22 protein-coding genes are annotated in these 24564 nt (G+C 72.9%); 10 read left to right on the top strand and 12 right to left on the bottom strand.

The window, feature by feature from the left end; all coding sequences use genetic code 11:
• Window positions 1-318: 318 nt before the first annotated feature.
• On the top strand, window positions 319-3246 hold the full coding sequence (locus ACTWPP_RS01645; RefSeq protein WP_443102221.1) for an AAA family ATPase: 2928 nt from the start codon (window positions 319-321) through the stop codon (window positions 3244-3246).
• 54 nt (window positions 3247-3300) lie between these two features.
• On the opposite strand, the gene ACTWPP_RS01640 is transcribed toward ACTWPP_RS01645, so the two are convergent.
• The 5 genes from ACTWPP_RS01640 to ACTWPP_RS01620 all read right to left on the bottom strand — a co-directional run bounded on the left by ACTWPP_RS01640 (window position 3301) and on the right by ACTWPP_RS01620 (window position 6938).
• Window positions 3301-4365 (bottom strand): SRPBCC family protein, encoded by a 1065-nt coding sequence (locus tag ACTWPP_RS01640; protein ID WP_443102220.1) that lies wholly within the window; start codon window positions 4363-4365, stop codon window positions 3301-3303.
• 10 nt (window positions 4366-4375) lie between these two features.
• Window positions 4376-5167, bottom strand: a complete 792-nt coding sequence (locus ACTWPP_RS01635) for an SRPBCC family protein (RefSeq protein WP_443102219.1) — start codon at window positions 5165-5167, stop codon at window positions 4376-4378.
• Between the two features lie 332 nt (window positions 5168-5499).
• Window positions 5500-5634 (bottom strand): hypothetical protein, encoded by a 135-nt coding sequence (locus tag ACTWPP_RS01630; protein ID WP_443102218.1) that lies wholly within the window; start codon window positions 5632-5634, stop codon window positions 5500-5502.
• A 105-nt stretch (window positions 5635-5739) separates the two neighbouring features.
• Window positions 5740-6615: an RNA polymerase sigma-70 factor gene (locus ACTWPP_RS01625; protein ID WP_443102217.1), complete on the bottom strand. Its 876-nt coding sequence runs from the start codon at window positions 6613-6615 to the stop codon at window positions 5740-5742.
• Window positions 6612-6938, bottom strand: coding sequence for a hypothetical protein (locus ACTWPP_RS01620; RefSeq protein WP_443102216.1), 327 nt, complete (start codon window positions 6936-6938; stop codon window positions 6612-6614). The genes ACTWPP_RS01625 and ACTWPP_RS01620 overlap by 4 nt, the downstream gene beginning before the upstream one ends.
• Before the next feature lie 303 nt (window positions 6939-7241).
• Here ACTWPP_RS01620 and ACTWPP_RS01615 point away from each other — a divergent pair, with 303 nt between their 5' ends.
• Entirely contained in the window at window positions 7242-9971 is a 2730-nt protein-coding gene (locus ACTWPP_RS01615) for an ATP-binding protein (RefSeq protein WP_443102215.1), read from the top strand.
• A gap of 179 nt (window positions 9972-10150) precedes the next feature.
• Window positions 10151-10900: an SDR family NAD(P)-dependent oxidoreductase gene (locus tag ACTWPP_RS01610; protein WP_443102214.1), complete on the top strand. Its 750-nt coding sequence runs from the start codon at window positions 10151-10153 to the stop codon at window positions 10898-10900.
• Here ACTWPP_RS01610 and ACTWPP_RS01605 read toward each other — a convergent pair.
• Complete coding sequence (locus tag ACTWPP_RS01605; protein ID WP_443102213.1) at window positions 10889-12187, bottom strand: cytochrome P450; 1299 nt, start codon at window positions 12185-12187, stop codon at window positions 10889-10891. The genes ACTWPP_RS01610 and ACTWPP_RS01605 overlap by 12 nt on opposite strands.
• A gap of 8 nt (window positions 12188-12195) precedes the next feature.
• The gene (locus ACTWPP_RS01600; protein ID WP_443102212.1) at window positions 12196-13116 is read right to left on the bottom strand and encodes an NADP-dependent oxidoreductase; all 921 of its coding nucleotides are present in this window, start codon (window positions 13114-13116) and stop codon (window positions 12196-12198) included.
• Window positions 13117-13246: 130 nt separating this feature from the next.
• On the opposite strand from ACTWPP_RS01600, the gene ACTWPP_RS01595 reads away from it, so the two are divergent.
• The 5 genes from ACTWPP_RS01595 to ACTWPP_RS01575 all read left to right on the top strand — a co-directional run bounded on the left by ACTWPP_RS01595 (window position 13247) and on the right by ACTWPP_RS01575 (window position 16395).
• Window positions 13247-13606: a VOC family protein gene (locus ACTWPP_RS01595; protein ID WP_443102211.1), complete on the top strand. Its 360-nt coding sequence runs from the start codon at window positions 13247-13249 to the stop codon at window positions 13604-13606.
• Between the two features lie 16 nt (window positions 13607-13622).
• Window positions 13623-13946 (top strand): ArsR/SmtB family transcription factor, encoded by a 324-nt coding sequence (locus tag ACTWPP_RS01590; RefSeq protein ID WP_443102210.1) that lies wholly within the window; start codon window positions 13623-13625, stop codon window positions 13944-13946.
• Entirely contained in the window at window positions 13943-14890 is a 948-nt protein-coding gene (locus tag ACTWPP_RS01585) for an ATP-binding cassette domain-containing protein (RefSeq protein WP_443102209.1), read from the top strand. Before ACTWPP_RS01590 ends, ACTWPP_RS01585 begins: the two co-directional genes overlap by 4 nt.
• A 100-nt stretch (window positions 14891-14990) precedes the next feature.
• Entirely contained in the window at window positions 14991-15806 is an 816-nt protein-coding gene (locus ACTWPP_RS01580) for an ABC transporter permease (protein WP_443102208.1), read from the top strand.
• A 154-nt stretch (window positions 15807-15960) separates the two neighbouring features.
• Window positions 15961-16395, top strand: coding sequence for an SRPBCC family protein (locus tag ACTWPP_RS01575; protein WP_443102207.1), 435 nt, complete (start codon window positions 15961-15963; stop codon window positions 16393-16395).
• Window positions 16396-16485: 90 nt separating this feature from the next.
• Here the strand turns inward: ACTWPP_RS01575 and ACTWPP_RS01570 are convergent, their stop codons facing one another.
• Window positions 16486-16944, bottom strand: a complete 459-nt coding sequence (locus ACTWPP_RS01570; RefSeq protein WP_443102206.1) for a VOC family protein — start codon at window positions 16942-16944, stop codon at window positions 16486-16488.
• 61 nt (window positions 16945-17005) lie between these two features.
• On the bottom strand, window positions 17006-18895 hold the full coding sequence (locus tag ACTWPP_RS01565; RefSeq protein WP_443102205.1) for an ABC transporter ATP-binding protein: 1890 nt from the start codon (window positions 18893-18895) through the stop codon (window positions 17006-17008).
• A gap of 130 nt (window positions 18896-19025) precedes the next feature.
• Here ACTWPP_RS01565 and ACTWPP_RS01560 point away from each other — a divergent pair, with 130 nt between their 5' ends.
• Window positions 19026-20231 (top strand): aminotransferase class V-fold PLP-dependent enzyme, encoded by a 1206-nt coding sequence (locus ACTWPP_RS01560; RefSeq protein WP_443102204.1) that lies wholly within the window; start codon window positions 19026-19028, stop codon window positions 20229-20231.
• A gap of 100 nt (window positions 20232-20331) precedes the next feature.
• On the opposite strand, the gene ACTWPP_RS01555 is transcribed toward ACTWPP_RS01560, so the two are convergent.
• From ACTWPP_RS01555 to ACTWPP_RS01545, 3 genes are all read right to left on the bottom strand, one after another.
• On the bottom strand, window positions 20332-20751 hold the full coding sequence (locus ACTWPP_RS01555; protein WP_443102203.1) for a CBS domain-containing protein: 420 nt from the start codon (window positions 20749-20751) through the stop codon (window positions 20332-20334).
• 83 nt (window positions 20752-20834) lie between these two features.
• Window positions 20835-21848, bottom strand: coding sequence for an LCP family protein (locus tag ACTWPP_RS01550; RefSeq protein WP_443102202.1), 1014 nt, complete (start codon window positions 21846-21848; stop codon window positions 20835-20837).
• A gap of 2 nt (window positions 21849-21850) precedes the next feature.
• Window positions 21851-22432, bottom strand: coding sequence for an RNA polymerase sigma factor (locus ACTWPP_RS01545; RefSeq protein ID WP_443102201.1), 582 nt, complete (start codon window positions 22430-22432; stop codon window positions 21851-21853).
• Window positions 22433-22655: 223 nt separating this feature from the next.
• Here ACTWPP_RS01545 and ACTWPP_RS01540 point away from each other — a divergent pair, with 223 nt between their 5' ends.
• Window positions 22656-24551, top strand: coding sequence for a hypothetical protein (locus ACTWPP_RS01540; RefSeq protein WP_443102200.1), 1896 nt, complete (start codon window positions 22656-22658; stop codon window positions 24549-24551).
• The last annotated feature ends 13 nt before the right edge of the window (window positions 24552-24564 follow it).

The raw sequence follows: 24564 nt of genomic DNA, 5'->3' as shown, positions 1-24564 counted from the left end.
GTGCCCCGGCACAATCGGGGCCCGTCCTGATTGCGCCCCGTCCCCGAAACAGAACGGCGCTCTGGACCCGTCCCGGGGACACGTGTTGACCTATGGGCCCGCTCCCTTGAAGCCCCGTCCGATAGAGGTTCATTGTAGAGGCTCGTTCTAGAGATTCGTTCTAGCCGAGACCCCGTTCCGGTCGAGGTCCGCGTCTGGCCGAGTTCGCTCAGGCGAAGCTCACAAAGCGACGCCCACAAGCGACGCTCCCACCAAGCGACGCTCACGCCAGGCGAGGCTCGCACCGGCCAAGGTTCGTTCCCGCAGAGGAGGACCGGCATGGCACAGGCACACCCACCCCAACGGATCCACGGACGTGAACGCGAACTCGACACCATCGGCGCGACGCTCGACCGGGCCCGCGACGGGCACGGCGGCTCCCTGGCGATCGTCGCCGACGCCGGCATGGGGAAGACGACGCTCCTGGAGGCGGCGGTGCACCGGGCCGCGCCCGGCTTCCGGACGCTCGGCACCACCGGCGTCCCGCGCGAGACGACCGTCCCGTACGCGGGGCTGCACCGGCTGCTCCGGCCGCTGTCCGGGCTGATCGCGGAACTGCCCCCCGCGCACCGGGACGCGCTCGGCGCGATCACCGGCGGCGACGCGCGGCACGGCACGCCGTTCGTCCTGTACGCCGCGGTGTGCGAGCTGCTGAGCCGGGCGGCCCGGGACCGGCCCCTGCTGTGCTGGGCCGACGACGCCCAGTGGCTCGACCGGGTGTCGCTGGAGGCACTGGCGTTCGCGGCGCGCCGCGTCCAGGACGAACCCGTCGCGGTGCTGTTCGCCGCGCGCGGCGAACAGCGGGACTCCGACGGCCTCGCCGGCATCCGGCGGCTGCGCCTCACGCCCCTCGACGACGACGCCGGCCGCCAGGTGTTACACGATGCGCTCGGGGACGCGCTGGGATGCGCGGTCCCGCACGGTACCGCCTGCGGCGACCTCGCCGAGGAGATCGTCGACCTCGCCTGCGGCGCGCCGCTGGCGATCCGCGAACTCGCCGCCGCACTGACCCCGGGGCAGCTGTCCGGCACCGCGCCGCCGCCCCGCTCGCTCCCCGCCGGCAGCGCGCTACGGTACCTGCACCGCCGCCGCTACCTGCAGCTTCCCGTCGGCGCCCGACGGCTCGTCCTCATGGCGGTGGCGGACGAATGGCTCAGCGCCGCCACCGTGACACGGGCAACCCGGACGGACGGCATCGGCCCGCGCGACCTCGACGCGGCCCGCGCGTCCGGGCTGCTGCGATTCGAGGGCGAGGCGGTGACGGTGCGGAACCGGCTCGTCCGGTCCTCGCTGTGGGCCGACGCGTCCCGCGAGGAACGCCAGGACGCGCACGCGCTGCTCGTCGAGATCCTCGTGCACGAATGGCAGCGGCCGTGGCGGCTGTGGCACCGCGCGGCCATGACGGGCGAACCCGACGACCGGCTCGCGGGCGCGCTCGCGGCGGCGGCGCGGGCGTCGCAGAAGGCCGGCCGGTACGCCGACTCGTGGCGGATCTGGCAGCGCGCCGCCACCCTCACCGCCGACCACGCCGCGCGGACGGACCGGCTGCTGTCCGCGGCCGGCGACGCGTGGGCGAGCGGCCGGTCACGGCGGGCCCGCTCGCTGCTGCGGCAGGTCCGCCCGTTCACGTGCGCCGAGACCCGCGCCGCCCACGCCGGCCTGCTGCGCGGCGAGATCGAGGTGGCGGCGGGGTCCCCGGCGACGGCGGTCCCCATGCTCCGGGACGCGGCGGAGCGGCTCGCGGGCGGCGACGCGGACGCCGCGCTGACCGCGCTGATGTGGGCCGCCGAGGCCGCCGACGCGGCCGGCGACCACCGCGCCTATCTGGAGATCGCCGACCGTGCCGCGACGCTGCCCCGCGGCCCGCGCGGCGGCGTGCCCGGCGACCCGCTCGGCGGCGTGCCCGGCGACCATGCCGGGGCCGAGCTGCGCGGCGAGCTGATCCGCACCCACCTCGCGGGCGTCGCCGCCACGATCCGCGGCCGCTACGCGGAGGCGGCGGAGCGGCTCGGACGCGCCGTCCTGCTCGGCGCGGAGACCACCGACCCGGCCGCGCAGGCGTGGGCGGCGCTCTCCGCGTTCACGCTCGGGGACGGGCCGTCCACCCGGACCCTCGCCGCCGCCGCCGTCGCGTCCGCCCGGCGGGCCGGCAACGCGCCCATCGAGTCGTACGCACTGGTGATCGCCGGACGCAGCGAGGCGCTCCTCGGGCATCCGCCGTCCCCCATCGCCGCCTGCCACGACGGGCTGCGCCTCGCCCGCGCGACCCGGCTTCACGCCCACGCGGCCGAACAACTCGCCACGCTCGCGCTCACCGCCGCGTTCAACGGCGACGAGAACACCGTGCACGGGCACCTGGAACGGCTCACCGGCGCCGCCGACCGCCGCGGCCTCACCCGCGCCGCCGCGTTCGGCTCCTGGGCGCCCGCCTGCCTGGACCTCGCCGCGGACCGCCCCGCCGACGCCGCCGCCCGACTCCGCCTGCCCGGCGGCGCCGGCCTCGCCCACCCGCCGGCGCGGCTGATGGCCGTCCCGCACCTGGTCGAGGCGCTCGTCCTCGACGGCCGGCGCGCGCAGGCCGTCGGCGCGTTCGAGCACTACCGCCGCTGGACGGACGGCCTGGACGGGACGGCACGTGCCCCCGGGCGCGCGGCGCTCGCGCGGCGCTGCCTGGCGCTGCTCGCCGACTGCGACACCGAAGCCGGGGAGCACTTCACCGAGGCGCTCCGCCTCCACGAGGCCGCCGGCGCCGTGTTCGACCTGGCCCGGACGGAACTGCTGTTCGGGCACCGGCTCCGGCGCGACCGCCGCCCCCGCGCCGCCCGCGAGCACCTGCGCGCCGCACTGCGGATCTTCGAGCGCTACGACGCCGCCCCGTGGACCGCGCGGGCCCGCGCGGAACTGCGCGCCGCCGGCGAGACCATCACGCCCATGCCCGTCCTCGAGCCGGCCCCACCGGCCGGCGCACGCGAGATCGGGGCGGACGGCGGACCGGGCACCGCGACCGCGACGCGCACGGCGAACGGCTTCGGGAAGCTGACCGCCCAGCAGGCCCACATCGCGCGGCTGGCCGCCGAAGGCGCCACCAACCGCGAGATCGCGGCGCGTCTGCTGCTCAGCCCGCGGACCATCGACCACCATCTCCGCAACGTCTTCACCCGCCTGGGGATCCGCTCGCGCGTCGAACTGGCCCGCCTGATCCGCTGACCGCAAGACCCGCCACACCACGCACGCCGTCATACTGCCGGGGCGGACGGAAGGTCAGCGGACGGTCTCGTACTCCTCCGCGCCCTCCGCAGCGTCGCGCTTGCCCTTCTTCTCCTTCTTCCGGGCGCGCTCCTCCTCGTCCATCGCGTCCTCGTGCGTCCGGACGACCTCGCTGTCGTGGATCTCGCCGCGCCAACCCTCGACCTCGTCGGGACGCGTCAGCGACTGCGTCATCACGTACCGGCGGAAATGCTTGAGCTCCAGCCGGACGCGGCGCCCCTGAGCGCGCCAGAGGTTCCCGGCCCGCTCGAAGAAGCCCTGCGGGTGGTATTCCAGGACGAGCAGGACGCGGGTCAGGTTCGGCGACAGTTTGTGGAAACTGACCGTCCCGTCCACGTGCCCCTTGGGCCCCTTGGACCGCCACACGATGTGCTCGTCCGGGACCTGCTCGACGATCGTGGACTCCCACGTCCGGCTGGACCAGAAGATCTTCGCCTTCCAGGTCAGCTTCCCGTCGGACTCCTGTTCGACGCTCTCCACCTTCTTCATGAAGGACGGGTAGTCCTGGAACCGCGTCCACTGGTCGTAGACGAGACGGCGCTGCGCACCGATGTCGACGTGCTCGACGATGTTGGTGACCTTCACCTTCGTCGCGCCGCCGCCCTCGCCGCCGCCCTTGCCTGCGTCCTCGCCCTCTTCGTCGCCGTCGTCCTTGCCGCCGCCCGGGATGGCGCCGCCGACGGTGTCCTTGAGGCGTCCGAACACGCCGTGGCCGTTCTTCTCACCGGCCTGCTCGTCGGACTCGTTCTTCGTCTCGCTCTTCTCCGAAGCGTTCCTCTGCCCGGACTTCCGCTCGGGCTCCTCCCGGTTGGACGAGTCGTCCTCGCCCCGGCGGCCGCTGAGCGCCCGGCCCGCCGCGACGGCCGCGCCCGCGCCGAGCAGGACGCCGCCGGCCGTGCCGATGGCCCGCCCGCCCGGCAGGCTCTTCGCGATACCGCCGCCGCCGGGCAGTTTCTTGGTGATGTCGCTCAGGCCGGGCGTCCGCTTGCGGCGCCCGCCCGGCAGCCGTTTTGCGATGTTTCCGATGGGCAACCCGCCCATCCGGCTTCCGCGTTTCATCATGCGTTCCTCACTTGGGGGTTGTGACGATCTCGCCGTCGCGGATCTCGCCGCGCCAGCCCGCCACCTCGTCGGGATGCGTCAGCGACCGCGTCATCACGTGACGGCGGAAGTGCTTGAGTTCGAGTCGGGCACGGCGCCCCTGGGCGCGCCAGAGGTTGCCGGTCCGCTCGAAGAAGCCCTGCGGGTGGTATTCCAGGACGAGCAGGACGCGGGTCAGGTTCGGGGTCAGCTCGTGGAAACTGACCGTCCCGTCCACGTGCCCCTTGGGCCCCTCGGACCGCCACACGATGTGCTCGTCCGGGACCTGCTCGACGATGGTCGACTCCCACGTCCGGCCGGACCAGAAGATCTTCGCCTTCCAGGTCAGCTTCCCGTCGGACTCCTGATCGACGCTCTCCACCTTCTTCATGAAGGACGGATACTCCTGGAAGAGCGTCCACTGGTCGTAGACGAGACGGCGCGGGGCGCCCACGTCGGTCTGTTCGACGATGTTGGTCGGCTTCCCCCTTCGTCCACGCCCGAAGATGCGGGCGAGGGTCTCCTTCAGAGCCGTCCATCCGAAGCTCAGCAACGCCCGAGCCGGGGACTTGCCCTCATGCAGCGCCTTGACTCCGGCCAGAGCGGCCTTGACGAGCGGGCCTCCCTGCTCCGCCTTGGCCGTGAGATCCCGGACGGCGCGCTCCAGCCGCCGCTCAAGCCGCTGGACGACCCCGTCCAGCGCCCGGCGGACCAGGCGCCGTACCGACGGCGCGGCCAGGGCACCACCCGCACCGACGGCCAGCCCCGTCCGGAAGTTCATGTCGTATCCACCTCGTCGCCCGCACACGTACGGCGCCGCATTACCCGGTCAACTCAGGGCAAAACAGACCGCAGGCCGGCGTGAAGCCGCCGGCACCGCGAAAGCCCAGGTCATCGCGTCAAGAAATGACGCGCCCGCTCCCCCACCTCAGGCTCAGCCGCGGCAAGCAGGTCCGGCCCACTCTCAACGGTTTCGTTGCCGGGCCGCACGATCACTGGCCGCTGTCACATCGTTTCCAAGGACCCTGTATCCAGCGTGGACGGCTTCCGCGCCGTCCTCAGCGACCGTCCAGCACTGGATCCGTGGTGTACGCCGACCGCCGCGAGGGTGGCTCACCAGGTGACGGGGACGGCGGTGGGACCTGCGTCGGCGTAGCCGCGGGCCCAGGTCAGATCCTCGACCTCGACCTGCAGGCGGAGACCGGGCAGGCGACGGGCGAGGGCGCTGAAGGCGGCGGGGGGCGGCATGTCGGAGTCTTCGGTGGCGGCCGGCCAGACCGGCGAAGAGCGGCGCAAGGCGCGGCGCCGCGCCGTGAATGCGGCCGGCGTCCCATCGGGCGCGGCCGAGCCGGCTCAGCGCGTCCGGCTGAGTTGCATCGCCTCCCCGAGCCGCGCGAGCTTGTGCGGGTTGCTGACCGCGTAGATGCGGGTGATCCGTCCCCCCTCGATGACCAGGCTGACCGCGGTGTTGAGCTCACCGTCGAGATCGATCCGCAGTGCGGGGGCGCCGTTGAGCCACATGGCCCCGATGCGGGCGCCGGGCACGACCCTCGGGAAGCCGGCGAGCATCCTGGCCACGCGCTTCGCGCCCTCGACCGGGCGCCTGAGCGTGGGCACCAGCCCGCCGCCGTCGGCGACCAGCACCACGTCGGGCGCCAGTACGTCGAAGAGGCCCTGGAGATCGCCGGTCTGGATCGCCGAGCGGAACCGTTCCACGGCGGCCCGCTGCTCGGCGTGGCTCACCTCCATGCGGGGACGGCGGGCCGCCACGTGCCGCCGAGCCCGGTGCGCGATCTGCCGGACCGCGGCCGGGGTCTTCTCCAGCGCATCGGCGATCTCGTCGTACGGCACGTCGAAGACCTCCCGCAGGACGAACACCGCCCGCTCCGCCGGGCCGAGCGTCTCCAGCACCATGAGCATCGCGATCGAGACGCTCTCGGCCAGTTCGACGTCCTCCGCCACATCGGGACTGGTCAGCAGCGGCTCGGGCAGCCACTCCCCGATGTAGTCCTCCCGCCGCCGCGCCACGGTGCGGAGCCGGTCGAGCGCCTGCCGGGTCACGATCCGCACCATGTAGGCCCGCGGATCGTGCACCTCGGCCTGGTCGACGGCGGCCCAGCGCAGCCAGGTCTCCTGGACGACGTCCTCGGCGTCGGCCGCCGAGCCGAGCATCTCGTAGGCGACCGTGAACAGGAGGTTCCGGTGGGTGATGAAAGGGTCGTCGCTCATGCCGGCCAAGCCACGTCCTTCGTCGGCTGTGCGAGGGGCCGCAGGTCGCAGGACGCGGCGAACCCCTGCGCCTCGATCCCGGGCTTCGCCGCGTCGAGCCCCTCGTTGTGGGCCTGGAGGTAGCCGAGGTCCAGGCACCAGGTGCACCCGATGAGCGACGCGACCGCCATGTGGGCGAACGACTTCAGGTCGGCGTCCAGCCTGTTCCACTTGTGCGCCTTGCGGCCGAACGCGCTCATGTCCTTGACCAAGGTGGGGTAATGCCACATCACCTCGGCCGGCTCGGGGACGTCGCCGACCATCCTGCGGCTGAAGATCTTCACGAGACCGCCGACGACGCGGTGAGTTCCGTCCGGGGAATCCGGGGCGTGCTCGCCATGTCTCCTCCTGCTGTCGATCGCTCACTCTTGTGCATCGCCTCGACATGGAGACGCCGCGCGCGGCCGTGTTGTGACATCACGCGGATCCGGTTGCGGGGTCCCGGGTCGCCCTCCGGCGCTTGTCATATCCGCGTGAATCTCCCTGTAACCACTGGCATGGACGCCCGCGGGTGGCCACGCCTCCGGCCGGGGCACCCGCCGCCCTGTTCTCTCCCGCCCGTTCTCGTTACTGTTTCCGGCGTGTTGATGGGGCGAGATCGCGAGCGGGACTGTATCGCCGGGCTGCTGAAGGCCGCCCGTTCCGGACGAAGCCGAACCGTGGTGATCCAGGGCGAGGCGGGCATCGGCAAGACCGCGCTGCTCGACCAGATCGCGTCGGACGCCGGGGACATGCGGCTCATCCGCGGCGCCGGCATCGAATCCGAGACGGAGCTGCCGTTCAGCGGCCTGCACCTGATGCTGTACCCCTACGGCGACCGGTTCGACGGGCTGCCGGGGCGGCAGGCGGAGGCGCTGCGGTCGGCGTTCGGTCTGGCCGCCGGGCCGGCCGGCGACCGCTTCCTGATCGGCGCGGCCACCCTCACGCTGCTGTCCGAGCTGGCCGCCGACCGTCCCGTGGTGTGCCTGGTCGACGACGCGCAGTGGCTCGACCGGGCCTCGCTGGACGCGCTGCTGTTCGCCGCCCGCAGGCTCAGCGCCGACCCGATCTCCATGATCTTCACGGTCCGGGACACCGCCCGTCCCTTCCCCGACCACGGCATCGACGTCCTCCAGCTGGCGGGGCTGGACCGCGCCGCCGCCGAGGAGCTCGTCGCGGAGCACGCGCCCGGCCTGACCGTCCCGGTACGGGAACGGCTTCTGGACGAGGCGGCCGGCAATCCGCTCGCCCTCATCGAGCTGGCGAACGCCGCCGGGGCACGGCCCGCCGGCCACGCGGGGCCGCTGCCGGTCGGCCGCCGGGTGCAGGAGGCGTTCCGACGCCAGCTCGCCGAGCTGCCCGACGCCACCCGCCTGCTGCTCCTGGTGGTCGCCGCCGACGGCACCGCCGACCTGGGCGTCGTCCTGCGCGCGGCGACGGCGCTCGGTCTCGGCCCCGCCGACCTCGGTCCCGCCGAGGAGGCCAGGCTCGTGGTCCTGAGCGGCGAGGACGTGCGGTTCCGGCATCCGCTGATCCGCGCCGTCACCTACCAGAACGCCGCCCACCATCAGCGGATCGCCGCCCATGACGCCCTGGCCGGGGCGCTCCGCGGCGACGAGCACGCCGACCGCCGCGCCTGGCACCTGGCCGCGGCCGCCACGGGCCCGGACGAGGACGTCGCGGCGGAGCTGGAGCGGGCCGCGGACCGCGCCGGGCATCGCGGCGGGACGGCCGCCGTCGCCGCCGCCTACGAGCGCGCGGCGCGGCTCAGCACCGACCCGGAGGGCAAGGCCCGGCGGCTCGTCCACGCGGCGCGGGCCGACTACGACGCCGGCCGGCCGGACCGGGCGACCCGCCTCGCCGCCGAGGCCGCGCAGCTCACCGCCGAGGACGGGGTCATCGCCGAGGCCACCTTCATCCGCGCCCAGGTCGCCTACGAGCGCGACTCGCCGGCCGCGGACGCCGCGCTCGCGCTGGAAGGGGCGACGCTCATCACGGGGAGCGACCCGGAGCAGGCGGTGTCGATGCTGACGGAGGCCGTCTGGTCGGCCCGGGACGCCGGCGCGCACGATCTCGTGCGGCGGAGCGTCGAGCGGCTGAGGACGGTGCGGCTCCCGGCGGGGTCGCCGAAGGTCCCGGTGACCAGCGCTCTGATCGCGTACGGGCGGCTGCTCGACGGCGGCGTGACCGAGGCCGTACCGCCGATGCGCGCGCTGGTCGGGGCCGCGCTGAACGGCGACGTCGAAGACCTCGTCGAATGCGTCATCGCCGGCTACATAGGGCTTGTCGTGGCCGACGATCGCGCCGCGGCGACGCTGCTGGAACGCATGGCCGCGGACGCCAGGGCGCAGGGCGCGCTCGGCTGGCTCCCGTACATCCTGGAGCCCCTCGCGATCGCACGGCTCCTGCTCGGCGACATGCGGGGCGCGGAGTCGGCGGCGGCGGAAGGCATCTCGCTGGCCACCGACATCGGCATGGACATGCAGGTCACCGCATTGAAGTGCATCGCCGTCCGGCTGGAGTCGGACGCGGAGCGCAGCCGCGCCGAGGCACCCGAGGTCCTCGGGCACGCCGACCTGCATCCGACCAACGCCGCGCTGGCGTCCTGGGGGCTCGGGCTTCTCGACCTCGCCGACGGCCGCGCCGACACCGCCCTGGAGCACTTGGACGCGGTGTGTTCGGGGCCTGCCCGGCACGACCTCCTGATCCGCGCCGTGCCCGACCACGCGGAGGCCGCCGTGCGGGCCGGACGTCCCGACCTGGCCCGAACCCACCTTCCCGCGTTCGAGGCGTGGGCCGCGGCAGCATCGAACACGACCACGTCGAGCACAGCAACGTCGAATACGGCCACGTCGAATACGGCGATGGTGGCGCGATGCCGTGCACTGCTGGCCCACGGCGACGAGGCCGACGACCATTTCCGCGCCGCGCTGAGCCTGCACGGCGACCACCCGTACGACGCCGCGCGGACCCGGCTCCTCTACGGCGAGTGGCTGCGCCGCCGGCGCCGCCGCACCGAGGCCCGGACGGAGCTGACCGCCGCCGCGGACGCGTTCGCGCGTCTCGGCGCCGACGGCTGGGCCGAGCGCGCCCGCATGGAACTGGAGGTGCTCGGCGACCGGCCCGCCGCACGCGCCGGGGACACCGACCCCCTGAAGCGGCTCACCCCGCAGGAGTTGCAGGTGGTGCGGCTCGCCGCCGCCGGGCTCAGCAACCGCGAGATCGGCGCGCAGCTTTATCTGAGCCCCCGCACGGTCGGGCATCACCTCTACAAGGCGTACCCGAAGATCGGTGTCACCCGCCGCATGGAGCTGGCCCGGCTGGTATCGGTCACCTGACTTAGCCGCTCCGCCGCGCCTGCCGGACGCGTCCCGGCCGGAACCGTTTCCGGGCCCGCGTTTCCGCTCTGACCTGTGCCGTTCAACGTCCGTACGCCGACCGATGCGGGCCGCGTGACCGCACGCCTAGCGTCAAGTCCACCTCGAACAAGCTCGAATGGGCTGGATTGGAGAACGAAATGCTTCTCGAGAACAAGACCGCGGTCATCTACGGCGGCGGCGGATCGATCGGCGGCGCCATGGCGCGCGCCTTCGCGGCCGAGGGCGCGCGGGTGTTCCTCGCCGGCCGGACGCCCGCCACGCTCGACGCCGTCGCCGACGGCATCCGGGGCGCGGGCGGCCTCGCCGAGACGGCGCGCGTGGACGCCCTGGACGAGGCCGCCGTGAACGGCTGGGTCGACTCCGTCGCGGAGACCGCCGGCAGCGTCGACATCTCGGTCAACGTCATCTCCCAGGACGCCCTGTTCGTTCCCATGATCGAGATGCCGGTCGGGGACTTCGCCCGGTCGATGGAGAAGGTGGCCCGGTCGTTCCTGCAGACCACGCAGGCCGCCGCCCGCCACATGGTCAAGCAGGGCTCAGGCGTGATCCTGCACTTCGGCGGTGCCGACCCCGGCAACCGCATGGCCGGTATGGGAACCGTGCAGATCGGCGCCGACATGGTCGAGGCGATGCGCCGTCAGTGGGCGTGCGAACTGGGGCCGCATTCGGTCCGGGTGCTGTCGATGCGGACCGGCGGCATCCCCGAAAGCATGCCCGATGTACCGGAGATCGCCCCGGTCAAGGAGCAGATGGTGGACGCCACCCTCCTCAAGCGCGCCGCGACCCTCACCGACGTCGGCCGCGTCGCCGCGTTCCTGGTGTCGGACCACGCCGCCAGCCTGACCTCGACCCAGGTGAACATCTCCGCCGGGGCCCTAGTCGACTGACCGGGCTGACTCGACCGGCTGGGCCGGGCCACCGCCCATACCTGCCTGGGCGGGGCCCACCTGGGTGATGACGAAACCGCTGTTGGGCATCGCGGGGGCGCGCCGGGGATCGATGCGCAGGTCCTGGGCCGGTACGGAGTAACTCGTCCACCGGGTCAGGGCGGTCACCGAGACCTTCATGAGGTCCTTGGTGATCCATTCCCCGGCGCACCGATGTCCCTCGTAGTGGTCACCGCCGCCTTGCGGGATCATGGAGTAGGCGTCCGGGTCCGTGCCGAGGAAACGCTCCGGCCGGAACTGCTCGGGACGCTCCCACAGGCGCGGGTCGTGGTCGGTGCCGTGAAGGTCCAGGAGGACGCGCCGGCCCTTGGGAATTCGGTGGCCCCGCCATTCGAAGTCGCGGGCGGCGCGCGCGGCGACCAGCGGGAAGAACGGATAGAAGCGCCGCACCTCCTGGACGAACGCTTCCAGGAGTTCCGGATCGTCTTCTGCCGCGAGCCGGTTCCGCCACTGCGGGTTGCCGTGCAAGGCCAGCGCGGCGAACACCACGAAGCGGGCCACCGCGACCGTGGGCCGCAGGACGTTGAGCAGTTCCACCGCCGCAACGCGCGGTGGCAGGAGCCGTCCGTCCGTGTCCTGGTACCTGGCCATCGTGTCCAGGGCCGTCCCATGGTCCGGTCTCGCACGGGATCGGGTGACGTGCTCGGCGGCCCAGCGGTCGGCGAGCCTGCGCGCGGCACGTCCACGCAGGTAGCGGGGGCCCACCGCCGCCGGGGCCTCGATCAGCGCGGTGAGCAGCCGGGTGACCTCGGGGAGCTGGCGCGCCGTGACCGGTACTCCCGACCACGCGCACACCGCCTCGCACAGCATTTCGCTGACCTCGTCGAGCAGGACGACCTGCCGTTTCTCCCGCCATCCCTCGATGCGTCCCCGCCAGAGCCGGGCCGTGACGTCGCGGAGGTCGTCGCGGGCGTCCTGCGTCATCAGCGACATGAACATTGCCTTGCGGGCCCGATGCCGCTCCCCGTCGAGCGACTGCACGCCCGCTTCGCCGAACAGGGTGAGGCGCAGCCGGCTGGGAGCCGCACCGGCCCGGACCAAACGGTCCGGATCGTAGAAGACGCGGGCGGCGTCCGCGCCGGTCATGCAGGTGGTCTTCTGGAGCAGCAGCCGCGTGTCGAAGACGTCGCGGTCCCGCTGCCGGGCGCGGGCCGGCAGCAGGCCGTAGGGTCGCGCCGCCAGCGGCAACGTGTCGTCCAGCCGATCCATGAGGCCGGTCAGGTGCATGATGCTCCTCAGGGCGTGATGACGAGTTTGCCGCGTGTATGGGCGCTGCGGCTGGCGTCGAACGCGTCGCCCACCTGGTCCAGGGAGAACGTGCCGGCGACCTCGACCGTGAGGGCGCCGCGGTCGGCGAGGGCGGCCAGCCGGGCCAGCGCGGCGCCGTCCGGGCGGACCCAGATCCAGTGCCCGCCGTGCTTTTCCACTTCGCTCTCGGTGACGGAGACGTGCCGTCCTCCCGGCCGCAGAACCGACAGCGTGGTGTCGAGCTGGCCGCCGGCGAAATCGGCGACCGCGGACACGCCGCCCGGTGCCAGTTCCCCGACGCGGTCCGCCAGCCCCTCCCCGTAGGTCACCGGTTCGGCGCCGAGTTCCCGCAGGTAGTCGTGGTTCGATTCGGACGCCGTGCCGATGACGTGGGCGCCCCGGTCACGGGCGATCTGGACGGCGAGGCTTCCCACGCCGCCGGACGCGGCGTGGACGAGCAGCACGTCGTCCGGGCCGGCCTCCAGGCGGTCCAGGGCGCGCTGCGCGGTCATCCCCGCGAGCGGCAGGCCACCGGCCTGGTTCCAGCCGAGCGCGGCGGGCTTGCGCGCCACGTCGTCCGCGGACACGGTGACGTACTCCGCGAACGTCCCCGCGCCGATGACGTCCTTGCGGGCGTAGGACATGACCTCGTCGCCCGGCGCGAACTCCGGTGTGTCGGGGCCGAGCCCCCGCACCACCCCGGCGACGTCCCAGCCCGGGACGACGGGGAACACCGCGTCCATCATCCCGTCCAGGCCGCCGGCCATGATCTTCCAGTCCACCGGGTTGACCCCGGCGGCACGCACCTCGATCAGCACCTGGCCGGGGCCGACCTTGGGTTCGGGGACGTCACCGACCTTCAGGCGCGAGTTGTCGGCGGCGAAGGAGTCATAGATGGCGGCACGCATGCACTCAACCTGCCACCGCACTCACCGGCTAAACCCGGCCCGGCGGCCGTGCCGGAGACCGATCCGAATCGACGCGTAGGCAATCTCCTACGTTTGACACGTAGGAAGTTACCTACGTATTATCGTGCGCATGAACATCACACATGTGCGGATGCTGACCGTGCCGGTCTCCGACCAGGACGCCGCCAAGACCTTCTACGCGGACACACTCGGGTTCGAGGTGGTGACGGACCAGTCCATGGGCCCGATCCGCTGGCTCCAGCTCGCGCCCAAGGGCGCGGAGACGAACGTCGTCCTGGCGGATCACATGCCCGGCATGACGCCGGGGAGCGTCCACGGGCTGATGCTGGAGACGTCCGACCTGGACGCCGACTGCGAGCGGCTGCGCCGCGCCGGTGTGGACGTCGACGGGCCACAGGACCTGCCGTGGGGACGTCAGGCCACGTTCACCGACCCCGACGGCAACGGCATCGTCCTGGCCGAGGGCTGAGGTGGCGGGGGCCGAGATGGCGAGTGCCGAGGTGGACGTCTTCGCGGCGCTGGCGAGCCCCGTCCGGCGCGAGCTGACGGCGCTGCTGCTGGACGGGCCGCAGCCGGTGAACGACCTGGCGTCCCATTTCACGATGAGCCGCCCGAGCGTCTCCGAGCACCTGAAGGTCCTGCGGGACGCCGGGCTCGTCAGCGAGCGGCGCAGCGGCCGGCAGCGCATCTACCGGCTGGAGGCGGGGCCGCTGCGGGAGCTGTCGGAGTGGCTCGGCCCGTACGAGCGGTTCTGGCGGGAGAGGCTGTCCGATCTGCGCGAACTGCTGGACGAGGAGGACGACCTGTGACCCCGATCGTCGAGGCCGCCGGGCTGGTCAAACGGTTCGGCGACGTGACCGCGCTGGCCGGGCTCGACCTGGTCGCCGAACCCGGCCAGGTGGTGGCCCTGCTGGGCCCGAACGGCGCCGGGAAGACAACGTTCGTGCGGTCCGTCGCCACCCTCGTCCGGCCCGGCGGCGGGACCCTGCGGGTGGACGGCGTGGACGCCGTCCGCGAACCGCACCGGGTCCGGCGGATCATCGGGCTGGCCGGGCAGTACGCGGCCGTGGAGGCAGCGATGACCGGACGGGAGAACCTGGAGATGATCGCCCGGCTGTTCGGGCAGAGCCGCCGCGGCGCGCGGGCGAGCGCGGCGGCGGTGCTCGAACGGCTCTCGCTGGGCGAGGTGGGCGACCGGCTCGTGCGCACCTACTCCGGCGGACTGCGCCGCCGCCTGGACCTGGGGGCGAGCCTGGTCGGCGCACCCCGGCTGCTGTTGCTGGACGAGCCCACGACGGGGCTCGACCCGCGCAGCCGCATCGAGCTGTGGGACGCCATCGGCGAACTGGCCGCCGGCGGCACCGATGTGCTGCTGACCACCCAGTATCTGGACGAGGCCGATCACCTCGCGGACCGGGTCGTGATCATCGACCGCGGCCGGGTCGTCGCGGAGGGCACGCCCCGGGAACTGAAATCCCAGGCCGGGGGTGATCTGGTCGAGATCCGCGTCCGCGACCACGCCGCGACGGTGGCCGCGGCGCGTGCGCTGGAGGGGCTCGGCGCCGTCCACTCCGACCCGCCGTCCCGGCTGGTGACCATGACCGCCGAGAACGGCCCGGACGACCTCATGCAGGCCGTCCGCGCCCTGGCCGGCCGGCACATCGCCGTCGAGGACATCACTCTCCGCCGCCCCACCCTGGACGAAGTCTTCCTCGCCCTGACCAGCACACCGACCCAGAGGAGCGTGGCATGACCGCCGCTGCGACACGGCCCGGCCACGTCGACCGGAACGCACCGCCCATCACCGCGTTCCCGCCGTCCGGCGGTGGCGCGGCGCCCCAGAGGAGGCCGGTATGACGGTGATGCGGGTCCCGGGCGGCGCCGCTCTGGGGGCGGCGAGCTGGGTCGTCGCCCGGCGGGGGATCCGCCGGACGCTCCGGACGCCGCAGATCATCGTGATGGGGCTGGTCCAGAGCGTCGCGTTCCTGTTCATCTTCCGGTACGTGTTCGGCGGGGCGATCGGCACCGGCGGCATCGGCCGGGCCGGCATGAGCTACGTCGACTACATGATCCCGGGGCTGCTGACGGTGAGCGGGCTGTTCGCCGGGATGAGCGCGGCGGTCGCGGTCGCCGACGATCTCATCTCCGGGTACCTCGACCGGCTGAAGTCGCTGCCGATGCCGCGCCTGGCCGTCATCGCCGGCCAGGTGCTGGCCGACGCCGTCCGCGTCACGCTGATCCTCGCGGTGAGCGCCGCGCTGGCCTTCGCCGTGGGCTTCCGGGTCCACGCGGGCTGGGGTTCCGCGCTCGCCGGGTTCGGCCTATGCGTGCTGTTCGGCTTCGCCTTCGTCTGGATGTTCGTGGCGCTGGGACTGCTCACGGCGAACCCGCAGGCCGCACAGGGCGTCGGTTTCCTGGCGTTGCCGCTGAGCTTCGTGTCCAGCGCGTACGTGCCGGTGGACACGATGCCCGGCTGGCTGCGCGGCTTCGCCGAGAACCAGCCGGTGACCGTCATGATGGACACCGTCCGGGCCCTCACCCAGGGCGAGGCCGCCGAGGCCCTGCTGGGCCACGGCAGCGGCCACTACGTGACGCGGGCGCTGGCGTGGACGGCCGGGATCATCGCCGTCTCCGCCGCCGTCGCCGTCACCCGTCTCCGCCGCACATGACCCGACAACGACCGGCACGACAACGACCGGCAGGCATCGGCAGGGCGGCGATCGACACGGCAGGACTGGCGTGGTGGCGGCCGAAACGGCGGCGGCCGGTGTGGTGGCGCCGGACGGGGCGGGACATACTTCACGAGACGGAACCGGGGGCGACATGAGTGATGAGCGCGCGTCGATCGAGGTGGACGAGTTCCTGCCGCATCCGCCGGCCAAGGTGTGGCGGGCTCTCACCGAGCCGGATCTGCTGGCCCGCTGGCTCATGCCGAACGACTTCAAGCCCGTGGCCGGGCACCGTTTCACGTTCGCGACGAGGCCGATCCCGAACATCGGCTTCGACGGGACCATCGCCTGCCGGGTCCTCGACATCGACGAGGAGCGGCTGCTGCGCATCAGCTGGGGCGGCGGCGGGCTCGACACGACGGTGACCTGGCGGCTCGTCCCCGAAGGGCGCGGCACCCGGCTGTTCATCGAGCACGCCGGTTTCGACCTGGACGACCCCGTGCACGCCTTCGCGTTCCGCGGTATGGGCAGCGGCTGGCGCTCGCACGTCATCCGCGCCCTCCTGGCCACCCTCGCCGAGATCGGGTGACCGCCACTCCCCCACCCCGGTGCCGCGCTCCGGCGAGACGTGTCCGCCGGCCGGACCCGGCTATGGACGGCTACCGGCGAAGGGCCCGGCTCAGGCCGGGCCCTTCGCCCGCGGGTCGGCGTAGACGCCTTCCAGCATGCCCGTGGCCTGGCCGACCTCGATGAGGTGGCCGTCCGGGTCGCGCAGGTAGCACCGCACCTCGGCCTCGCGGTCGATCGGCTCGGTCAGGAAACGGGCGCCCCGCGCGGTCGCCTCCGCGTAGAACGCGGCGATGTCGGCCACGCGAACGTTCATGAACGCCGAAACCGGGTCGCCCGGTTCGGGCGGCGACAGTGTGACGTTCGGTTTGTCCGGGGTGGGGCCGCCGCCCGGGTTCATGATGATCCATGTGTTGGCGACCTTCACGATGGCGGGGTTCTCTTCCAACACCACCTCACCGCCGAACACGTCCGCGTAGAACGCGCGGGACCGGGCCACGTCCCGCACGGTCAGGAAGTGCGTCAGTATCAGCCCCTGCTCGGGCGCCGGCAGCTCATCTCGGTTCACCATGGTCGCGTCCTCCCCCCGGACCGGTCATGCCCCTGGCTCCGGCTGCAAACCGGGTCGCCGGTCAGGCGACGGGCTCCAGGGGCGGCGGGCCGGGCTGGTCGGCGAACTGGGTGCGGTAGAGGTCGGCGTAGCGGCCGCCGGCGGCCAGCAGTTCCACGTGGGTTCCGCGTTCGACGATGCGGCCCTCCTCCACGACGAGGATCAGGTCGGCGGCCCGGACGGTGCTGAGCCGGTGGGCGATGACGACGGCGGTGCGGCCGTCGAGCGCCTCGGTCAGGGCCTCCTGGACGGCGGCCTCGGAGGTCGAGTCGAGGTGGGCGGTGGCCTCGTCCAGGATGACGACGCGCTGCCGGGCCAGGAGGAGGCGGGCGATGGTGAGGCGCTGGCGTTCGCCGCCGGAGAGGCGGTAGCCGCGTTCGCCGACGATGGTGTCGAGCCCGTCCGGGAGGCCCTTGATGAGGGCTTCGAGGCGGGCGCGGCGCAGGACGTCCCACAGGTCGTCCTCGGTGGCCTCGGGCCGGGCGAGGAGGAGGTTCTCGCGGATGGACTCGTGGAACAGGTGCCCGTCCTGCGTGACCATGCCGAGCGTGTCGCGGATGGCCTGGAAGGACAGGTCGCGGACGTCGACGCCGCCGAGGCGGACCGTGCCGGAGTCGACGTCGTAGAGGCGCGGGAGGAGCTGCGCGATCGTCGACTTCCCGGCGCCGGACGAGCCGACCAGCGCGACCGTCTGGCCGGGTTCGGCGCGGAACGACACGTCGTGCAGGACGTCGACGCCGCCGCGGGTGTCGAGGGTGGCGACCTCTTCGAGGGAGGCCAGGGACACCTTGTCGGCGGACGGGTAGGCGAAGCGGACGCCGTCGAACTCGACGGCGACGGGGCCGTCCGGGACGGCGCCGGGCTTGGCCTTCTCGGCGACGAGCGGCTCCAGGTCGAGGACTTCGAAGACGCGCTCGAAGCTGACGAGGGCGCTCATCACCTCGACGCGGGCACTGGCGAGGGCGGTCAGCGGCGCGTAGAGGCGGGTGAGCAGGAGGGCCAGGGCGACGACGGCGCCGGCGTCGAGGTGGCCGCGCAGGGAGAAGTAGCCGCCGAGGCCGTAGACGAGCGCGAGGGCCAGCGCGGACACCATGGTGAGGGCCGTGATGAAGACGTGCTGCACCATCGCGGTGCGGACGCCGATGTCGCGGACGCGGCGGGCGCGGGCGGCGAACTCGGCGGACTCGCGGGCCGGGCGGCCGAACAGCTTCACCAGCGTCGCGCCGGGCGCGGAGAAACGCTCGGTCATCTGCGTGCTCATCGCGGCGTCGTGCGCGGCGGCCTCGCGTTCGAGGCGCGCCAGGCGGCTGCCCATGCGGCGGGCCGGGAGGACGAAGACGGGCAGCAGGACCAACGCGAGCAGCGTGATCTGCCAGGAGATGCGGATCATCACGGCGAAGGTCAGCAGGACCGTCACCAGGTTGCTGACCACGCCGGAGAGGGTGTCGCTGAAGGCGCGCTGCGCCCCGATGACGTCGTTGTTGAGGCGGCTGACCAGGGCGCCGGTGCGGGTCCGGGTGAAGAACGCGATCGGCATGCGCTGGACGTGGTCGAAGACGGCGGTGCGCAGGTCGAGGATCAGTCCTTCGCCGATGCGGGCCGACAGCCACCGGTTGGCGAGGCCGAGGCCGCCCTCGGCGAGCGCGAGGAACGCGATCAGGATGGCGAGGTTGACGACGGTGGACGTCGCGGAGTCGTCGACGATCGCGTTGACGACCCGTCCGGCCAGCACGGGTGTCGCGACCGCCAGGACGGCCATCACCACGCTGAGCACCAGGAACGCGGTGAGCCGCCGCCGGTGGGGGCGGGCGAACCGGCCGATGCGCCGCAGCGTCGCCTTCGAGAAGGGCCTGCTGTCCCGCGCGTTCATCGCGTGGTGCAACGACATCCACGCCGTGACTTCCATGTCCATGAGGAACCCCGTTGATCACTTGGTACTGACCGTTCAGCAATGATCACCTAGGACGGATCACCAGAGCTGATCGTTAGCCTGGAAGAGCAAGCATGCGGCCTCAACAAAGGTTGAGGTCAAGTCGCCACCCGTGACCAGGGTCGCGCGGGGGTACGACATTTTCGAGGAAGGGCGGCACGTGGACATCGGCAAGCTCCGGACCGACACCCCCGGCTGCGCGAGAGTGGCCCACCTCAACAACGCCGGCGCCGCGCTGCCACCGCGTCCCGTGATCGACGCGGTGGCGGAGCACTTCACGCTGGAGAACACGATCGGCGGATACGAGGCGGCGGAACTGAACGCCCCGGCCGTCGAACGCTTCTACGACGCGGTGGCAAGGCTGATCGGCGCGCGCGCAGACGAGATCGCCTACGTCGAGAACGCCACCCGGGCCTGGGACATGGCGTTCTACGCGGTCCCCTTCGCCGAAGGGGACCGCATCCTCACGACGACGAGCGAGTACTCCAGCAACACGATCGCCTACCAGCAGGTGGCGGCGGCCAAAGGCGTGAGCGTGGAGGTCGTCCCGGACGAGGCCGACGGGACGGTGTCACTGGACGCGCTGGAAGCCACCCTGGCCAAGGGCGACGTCCGGCTGGTGTCGCTCAACCACATCCCCACGCACAACGGGCTCGTCAACCCGGCCGCCGACGTCGGGCGGCTGTGCCGTGAGCACGGCGTCCTGTACCTGCTGGACGCGTGCCAGTCGGCCGGCCAGCTCGCCCTGGACGTCGGCGAGATCGGCTGCGACATGCTGTCGGCGACCGGCCGCAAGTTCCTGCGCGGCCCGCGCGGGACCGGGTTCCTGTACGTGCGGCGGCAGATCGTCCCGACGCTCGAACCGCCGTTCCTCGACCTGCACGCCGCCACGTGGCAGGCCCCCGACGGCTTCGAGATGCGCGAGGACGCACGGCGCTTCGAAACATGGGAGCGGTACGTCGCCGGGCAGATCGGGCTCGGCGTCGCCGCCGACTACGCGGCCGATCTGGGTATCGCGGAGATCGAGGAGCACGTGACGGGGCTCGCGGCCGTGCTCCGCCGGAAACTGGCCGCCCGGCCTGCGGCGACGGTCCTCGACAAGGGCGAGCGGCCGTCCGGCATCGTCACGTTCACCGTGGACGGCCACGACCCCGCCGCCATCAAAGAGGCCGCGAAGGATCGCGGCGTCAACGTCAGCGTCGCGACCCCGCGCGCACACGGATATGACCCGGACGCCGTTCCTGCGGCCGTCCGGGCCTCCGTGCACTACTACAACACCGAAGACGAACTGGACCGGTTTCTGTCCGTCCTTCCCTGACCAAGGACGGGCGCGTCCGGTGGCCGGGGATGGAGACCGGCGGAACCGCCGGACGCGCCCTGGTGGGGGTCGGTTCGCGGGACAGGTGGTCGGGCGGGCGTCAGGTGTTCGGGCGAGCGGCGCTGATGTCGGCGAGCGCCGACACCTCGTCCCTCTCCATCGCCAGGTCCCCGATGGACACGATCCCGACCGGGCGGCCGTCCTCGAGCACCGGGAGCCGCCGCACGGCACGCTCCCGCATGACCTGCGCGGCCTTGTCCAGGGAGTCGTCCGGCCCGACGGTCGCGGTCGCGCTGCTCGCGATTCCGCCGATGTTCAACTGCGTCGGGTCACCGCCGGCGGCGAGCCCGCGGATCACCAGGTCGCGGTCGGTGACGAGCCCCAGCAGCTCGTCGCCGTCCGCCACCAGGACGGCACCGATGTCCTCGTCGCGCATCGCGCGGGCCACGGTCACGATGTCGAGCTCCGGGGACACCGACGTCGGCGAACCGGTCATGATCTCGCGGATCTTCGTTGCCATCGCTCACTCCTTGAGCCTCGTGGGTCGTCGCTGGGGCCCGGATGTCTCGGGCCCTACCCGGCAGAAACGGCCTCACTCATCGCTCACTCACGGAACGGCGCGAACAGCCGCTCGGCGGGCACTTCGTCCCACACGAGCCGGTTCGGATCCGCCGACGCGGGACGGACCGGAAGGACGCTGAACTCCACGTCCAGGGCGCCGGTCTTCACGAAACCGCCGGCGAGGGCCTGCAGCCTGCCGGCGGCCAGCCGGGGCTCGGCCTCGACCGAACCGGCCACCACGGCGAGGAACTTCGCGAACCGCACGGGATTCGCCCGCCGCTGCTCCTTGGCCTCCCGCACCAGCGCGATCATGAACGCATGCTGGCGCTTCATGCGCTCCGCGTCCGAGCCGCCCCCCATGGCGCGTGACCGGACGAAGGCGAGTGCCCGGGTGCCGTCCAGCGTGTGCGTCCCGGCGGGCAGGTCCAGACCGGCCTTCGGGTCGGCGACCGGCTCCGGCAGCGTCATCTCGACGCCGCCGAGCGCGTCCACCATTTTCCTGAACGCGGCGAAGCCGATCACCACGGTCTGGTCGATCTGCACCCGGGTCAGCGACTCCACCGTCTTCAGCGTGCAGGCGGCGCCGCCCGACGAGAACGCCGAGTTGATCAGCCCGAGACGCTCGGGGACGACCTTCCCGCGCGCGTTGTCACAGCTCGGGATCGTCACCAGCAAGGTGCGGGGGAAGCTCACCACGCGGATGTTCTTCCGGTCGGCCGGCACATGCACGAGCATCAGGGTGTCCGAAAGCGCCGCGTGGCCGCCGCGCCGCCCATCCGAGCCGATCAGCAGCACATTGAGGGCCTCGCCCGCCACCGGCGCGGTCGTGCCCGTCGCCACCGGCTTCGCGTCCCGCACATGCATGATCGTCGCGGGGACGAGGATGGCCGCGGCCGTCACCGCCGCCACCACGCCGAGCAGCGTCCACCGCCCCGGGCGGCGGCGTCCGGGTGCCTTCGCGGCGTCCAGCAGCCGCCCGCGCTGCCGGGCGAGCGAGGCCGGTGGTTCATGCTCCAGGCTCCGGCCGAGGTCGCTGAGCATCTCGAGATCGTCCACGGTCACGCCTCCTCGCGCGTCGGGTCGGTGCCGCCGAGCGCCGCGCGCACCTTGCGCCGGGCCCTGTTCAGGCGTGAGCGGACGGTGCCGACGGGGATGCCGAGCGCCCGCGCCACCTCCTCGTAGGCCAGGTCGCCCCACGCGACCAGCAGCAGAACGTCCAGGTCCCGCCTCGGGAGCCCGGCCAGTGCCTCCGCCAGCGCCGGCCGCGACGCCGACGCCGTCACCCCGGCGGCGACCCTGTCGGCCGGTCCCTCGACCGGCCCGTCGACCGGGCTCCTGCGCAGGGCCCGGTAGCGCACCGCCTCCGTCCGGTGGTGCCGCGCGACGAGCTTCGTCGCGATGCCGAACAGCCACGGCCGCGCGTCCCGCTGCGCCAGGTCGTAGCGGTGCCGCTTGCTGAACGCGGCGAGGAACGTCTCACCCACGACGTCCTCCGCCGCCTCCGGGCCGAGCCTCCGTGAGACGTACCGGAAGAGCATCGCGGAGTAGCGGTCGAACAGCGCGGCGAACGCCTCAGGGTCGGCAAGCGAACACTCGATGAGATCGGCGTCGCTCTCCTGAGCCGTCGGGGGTGCGGTCATCGCGAACACCATGGCATGCGCACCGGGCCTTCCCGTGCGGGGACGTTGTCACCGATGTATCTCCGCGAGTCCCCGTCCGGGTTCACGCCGCCGCGCGACACCTGCGCAGCCGTTGCGAATCCACGCGAACCTTCTCGCTAAACTGCGCATCCTTCAATATGCACGGGATTTGCCGGGGAGACCGCTCCGTCTGCCGGGGGCACCAGTCGAGGAGGGTCGGGCCGTGGACGACGCCAAGGGGGAACCGGTGACGTCCGGCTCCAAGGACGAGCGGGAGCCCGCGCGTACCGCCACCGCCGAGTTCCGCATCCCCGCGAAGGTCTCCCTGACGAGACCGGACATCCCCATCCGCCGTCCCGCCAAGCCGAATGGCGACCCGTCCGGAGAACCCGCCTCTCCCCCGACGGGCCCCTGGTACGTGAAGGTGCCGGACCTCGGCGAGAAGGCCCCCTCCGAGGCCGCCGGGGCCGCGGAGCCCGACGCCGCCAAGCCGGGCGCCGCCGAGGACACCGGCGCCGTTGCGGCGTCACCCGCACCTCAGCAGGACGCGGCGGCCAACGTCGCGCCCGCGGAGGACGAATCGCCGCGAGCCGCCTCTCCCGCCGAGGCTCCGTCCAAGAAGGACGTTGCGCCTGGGCGGCAACCGAAGGACGCGCCTCCGTCCGGTGGGACCGGGCCTACGCGGGTCGAGCGCCTGCCGGCTCCGTCCTCGCAGACCGCGCCACCACAGCAGCAGCCGGTTCCACAGCCGCCGCCACAGCGGGGTCCGGCTCCGCAGCCGCCGGTTCCGCAGGCCGCGCCGCAGCGGCAATCTCCGGCCGCGCGGTCTTCGGGGCAGTGGACTGTGCCCTGGGACGGGGCCGCTCCCCCGGCTCCTCCGGTCCTCCCGGTTCCCCCGGCGGCGCCCGCGGCGGAAGGGACGGAGGCCAAGCGGGGGCGGCGCGGGCTCGTCGTCCTCGTGGCCGTCCTGGTGCTGGTCGCCGGGGTCGTCACGGGGCAGCTCGTGCGGCCGGTCCCCGAGCCGGCCGTTGATCTGGCCATCACGTCCAGTCACGCGTTCCCGGGGCAGGCCCCGGCGCTGCCGTGGCCGTCGGCGGGGCAGTCGGTCGTGCACGTGGACGGGCTCGGGACGATGGGCTCGTCCGGAGGGTCGGCGCCGACGCCCACCGCGAGCGTCGCCAAGGTGATGACGGCGTACGTGTACCTGCGCGATCATCCGCTGGAGCCGGGTGAGGCGGGGCCGGTGATGACGGTGTCGCCTCAGGCGGCGGCGCAGATCCCGATGCGCAAGCAGCGCGGGGAGTCGATCCTCGGCGTGACCGCGAACCAGAGGCTGACGCAGCGCAAGGCGCTGGAGGCCCTGCTGATCATCTCGGCGAACGATGTGGCGCACGAGCTGGCGCGGTGGGACGCGGGGAGCGACCAGGCGTTCGCGGCGAAGATGAACGCGGCCGCGCGGTCGCTGGGGATGACCAGCACCCGCTACACCGACCCGAGCGGCTACGACTCTGGGACGGTGAGCACGGCCGCGGACCAGGTGAAGCTGCTGCGGGCGGCGATGCGGATCCCGGCGTTCGCCGAGATCGTGAGCAAGCCGGCGTATGTGCCGGACGACGGCGGCCTGTCGCGGCAGGGCGGGAACTACCTGCTGGGCCAGTACGGCGTCATCGGCGGGAAGACCGGGTACACGGACGCGGCGGGCGGGAACTTCGTGTTCGCGGCGCGCAAGGACGTCCAGGGCGTGAACGCCGTGATCGTGGGCGCGGTTATGGGGCAGGAATCCCAGTCGGCGGCGGACGCCGTCAACGCGGCGCAGCGGCTCGTCATCGCGGCCGAGGGCGCGCTGGTCGCGGCGACCCTCGCGCCGAAGGGCGCGAAGGTCGCGCGGGTCGACGACGGGCTCGGCGGCATGACGCCGCTGCGCGCCGCGTCCCCCGTGACCGTCGTCGGCTGGCCGGGGCTGACCGTGCCGGTCGGCGTCGAGGGCGATCCCCCGCATCAGGCGGGCACCGGTGAGCGGGTCGGCACCTTGACGGCGGGCGCGGCGAAGGTTCCGCTGGAGCTGGTACGGACGCTGGACGAGCCGTCCATCGTCGAGCGGCTGATCCGCCTCGGCTGAACCCGCCCGTGTC

It is taken from the genome of Actinomadura sp. 3N407, from assembly GCF_052245875.1.
Taxonomy (GTDB): domain Bacteria; phylum Actinomycetota; class Actinomycetes; order Streptosporangiales; family Streptosporangiaceae; genus Spirillospora.
The sequence above is the reverse complement of the archived record's forward strand: the minus strand, read 5'-3'. Positions and strand labels throughout refer to the sequence as shown.

What these genes read in the sequence shown, in the direction of transcription:
- ACTWPP_RS01600 (WP_443102212.1), bottom strand. Translation starts at nt 13,116, where the DNA reads ATGCGTGCCGCCATCTATGACTCCTTCGCCGCCGACAACTCGCGCCTG.
- ACTWPP_RS01570 (WP_443102206.1), bottom strand. Translation starts at nt 16,944, where the DNA reads ATGGTGAACCGAGATGAGCTGCCGGCGCCCGAGCAGGGGCTGATACTG.
- ACTWPP_RS01640 (WP_443102220.1), bottom strand. Translation starts at nt 4,365, where the DNA reads ATGAAACGCGGAAGCCGGATGGGCGGGTTGCCCATCGGAAACATCGCA.
- ACTWPP_RS01555 (WP_443102203.1), bottom strand. Translation starts at nt 20,751, where the DNA reads ATGGCAACGAAGATCCGCGAGATCATGACCGGTTCGCCGACGTCGGTG.
- ACTWPP_RS01565 (WP_443102205.1), bottom strand. Translation starts at nt 18,895, where the DNA reads ATGGACATGGAAGTCACGGCGTGGATGTCGTTGCACCACGCGATGAAC.
- ACTWPP_RS01625 (WP_443102217.1), bottom strand. Translation starts at nt 6,615, where the DNA reads ATGAGCGACGACCCTTTCATCACCCACCGGAACCTCCTGTTCACGGTC.
- ACTWPP_RS01645 (WP_443102221.1), top strand. Translation starts at nt 319, where the DNA reads ATGGCACAGGCACACCCACCCCAACGGATCCACGGACGTGAACGCGAA.
- ACTWPP_RS01615 (WP_443102215.1), top strand. Translation starts at nt 7,242, where the DNA reads ATGGGGCGAGATCGCGAGCGGGACTGTATCGCCGGGCTGCTGAAGGCC.
- ACTWPP_RS01580 (WP_443102208.1), top strand. Translation starts at nt 14,991, where the DNA reads ATGACGGTGATGCGGGTCCCGGGCGGCGCCGCTCTGGGGGCGGCGAGC.
- ACTWPP_RS01590 (WP_443102210.1), top strand. Translation starts at nt 13,623, where the DNA reads ATGGCGAGTGCCGAGGTGGACGTCTTCGCGGCGCTGGCGAGCCCCGTC.
- ACTWPP_RS01610 (WP_443102214.1), top strand. Translation starts at nt 10,151, where the DNA reads ATGCTTCTCGAGAACAAGACCGCGGTCATCTACGGCGGCGGCGGATCG.
- ACTWPP_RS01595 (WP_443102211.1), top strand. Translation starts at nt 13,247, where the DNA reads ATGAACATCACACATGTGCGGATGCTGACCGTGCCGGTCTCCGACCAG.
- ACTWPP_RS01630 (WP_443102218.1), bottom strand. Translation starts at nt 5,634, where the DNA reads ATGCCGCCCCCCGCCGCCTTCAGCGCCCTCGCCCGTCGCCTGCCCGGT.
- ACTWPP_RS01605 (WP_443102213.1), bottom strand. Translation starts at nt 12,187, where the DNA reads ATGCACCTGACCGGCCTCATGGATCGGCTGGACGACACGTTGCCGCTG.
- ACTWPP_RS01575 (WP_443102207.1), top strand. Translation starts at nt 15,961, where the DNA reads ATGAGTGATGAGCGCGCGTCGATCGAGGTGGACGAGTTCCTGCCGCAT.
- ACTWPP_RS01545 (WP_443102201.1), bottom strand. Translation starts at nt 22,432, where the DNA reads ATGACCGCACCCCCGACGGCTCAGGAGAGCGACGCCGATCTCATCGAG.
- ACTWPP_RS01635 (WP_443102219.1), bottom strand. Translation starts at nt 5,167, where the DNA reads ATGAACTTCCGGACGGGGCTGGCCGTCGGTGCGGGTGGTGCCCTGGCC.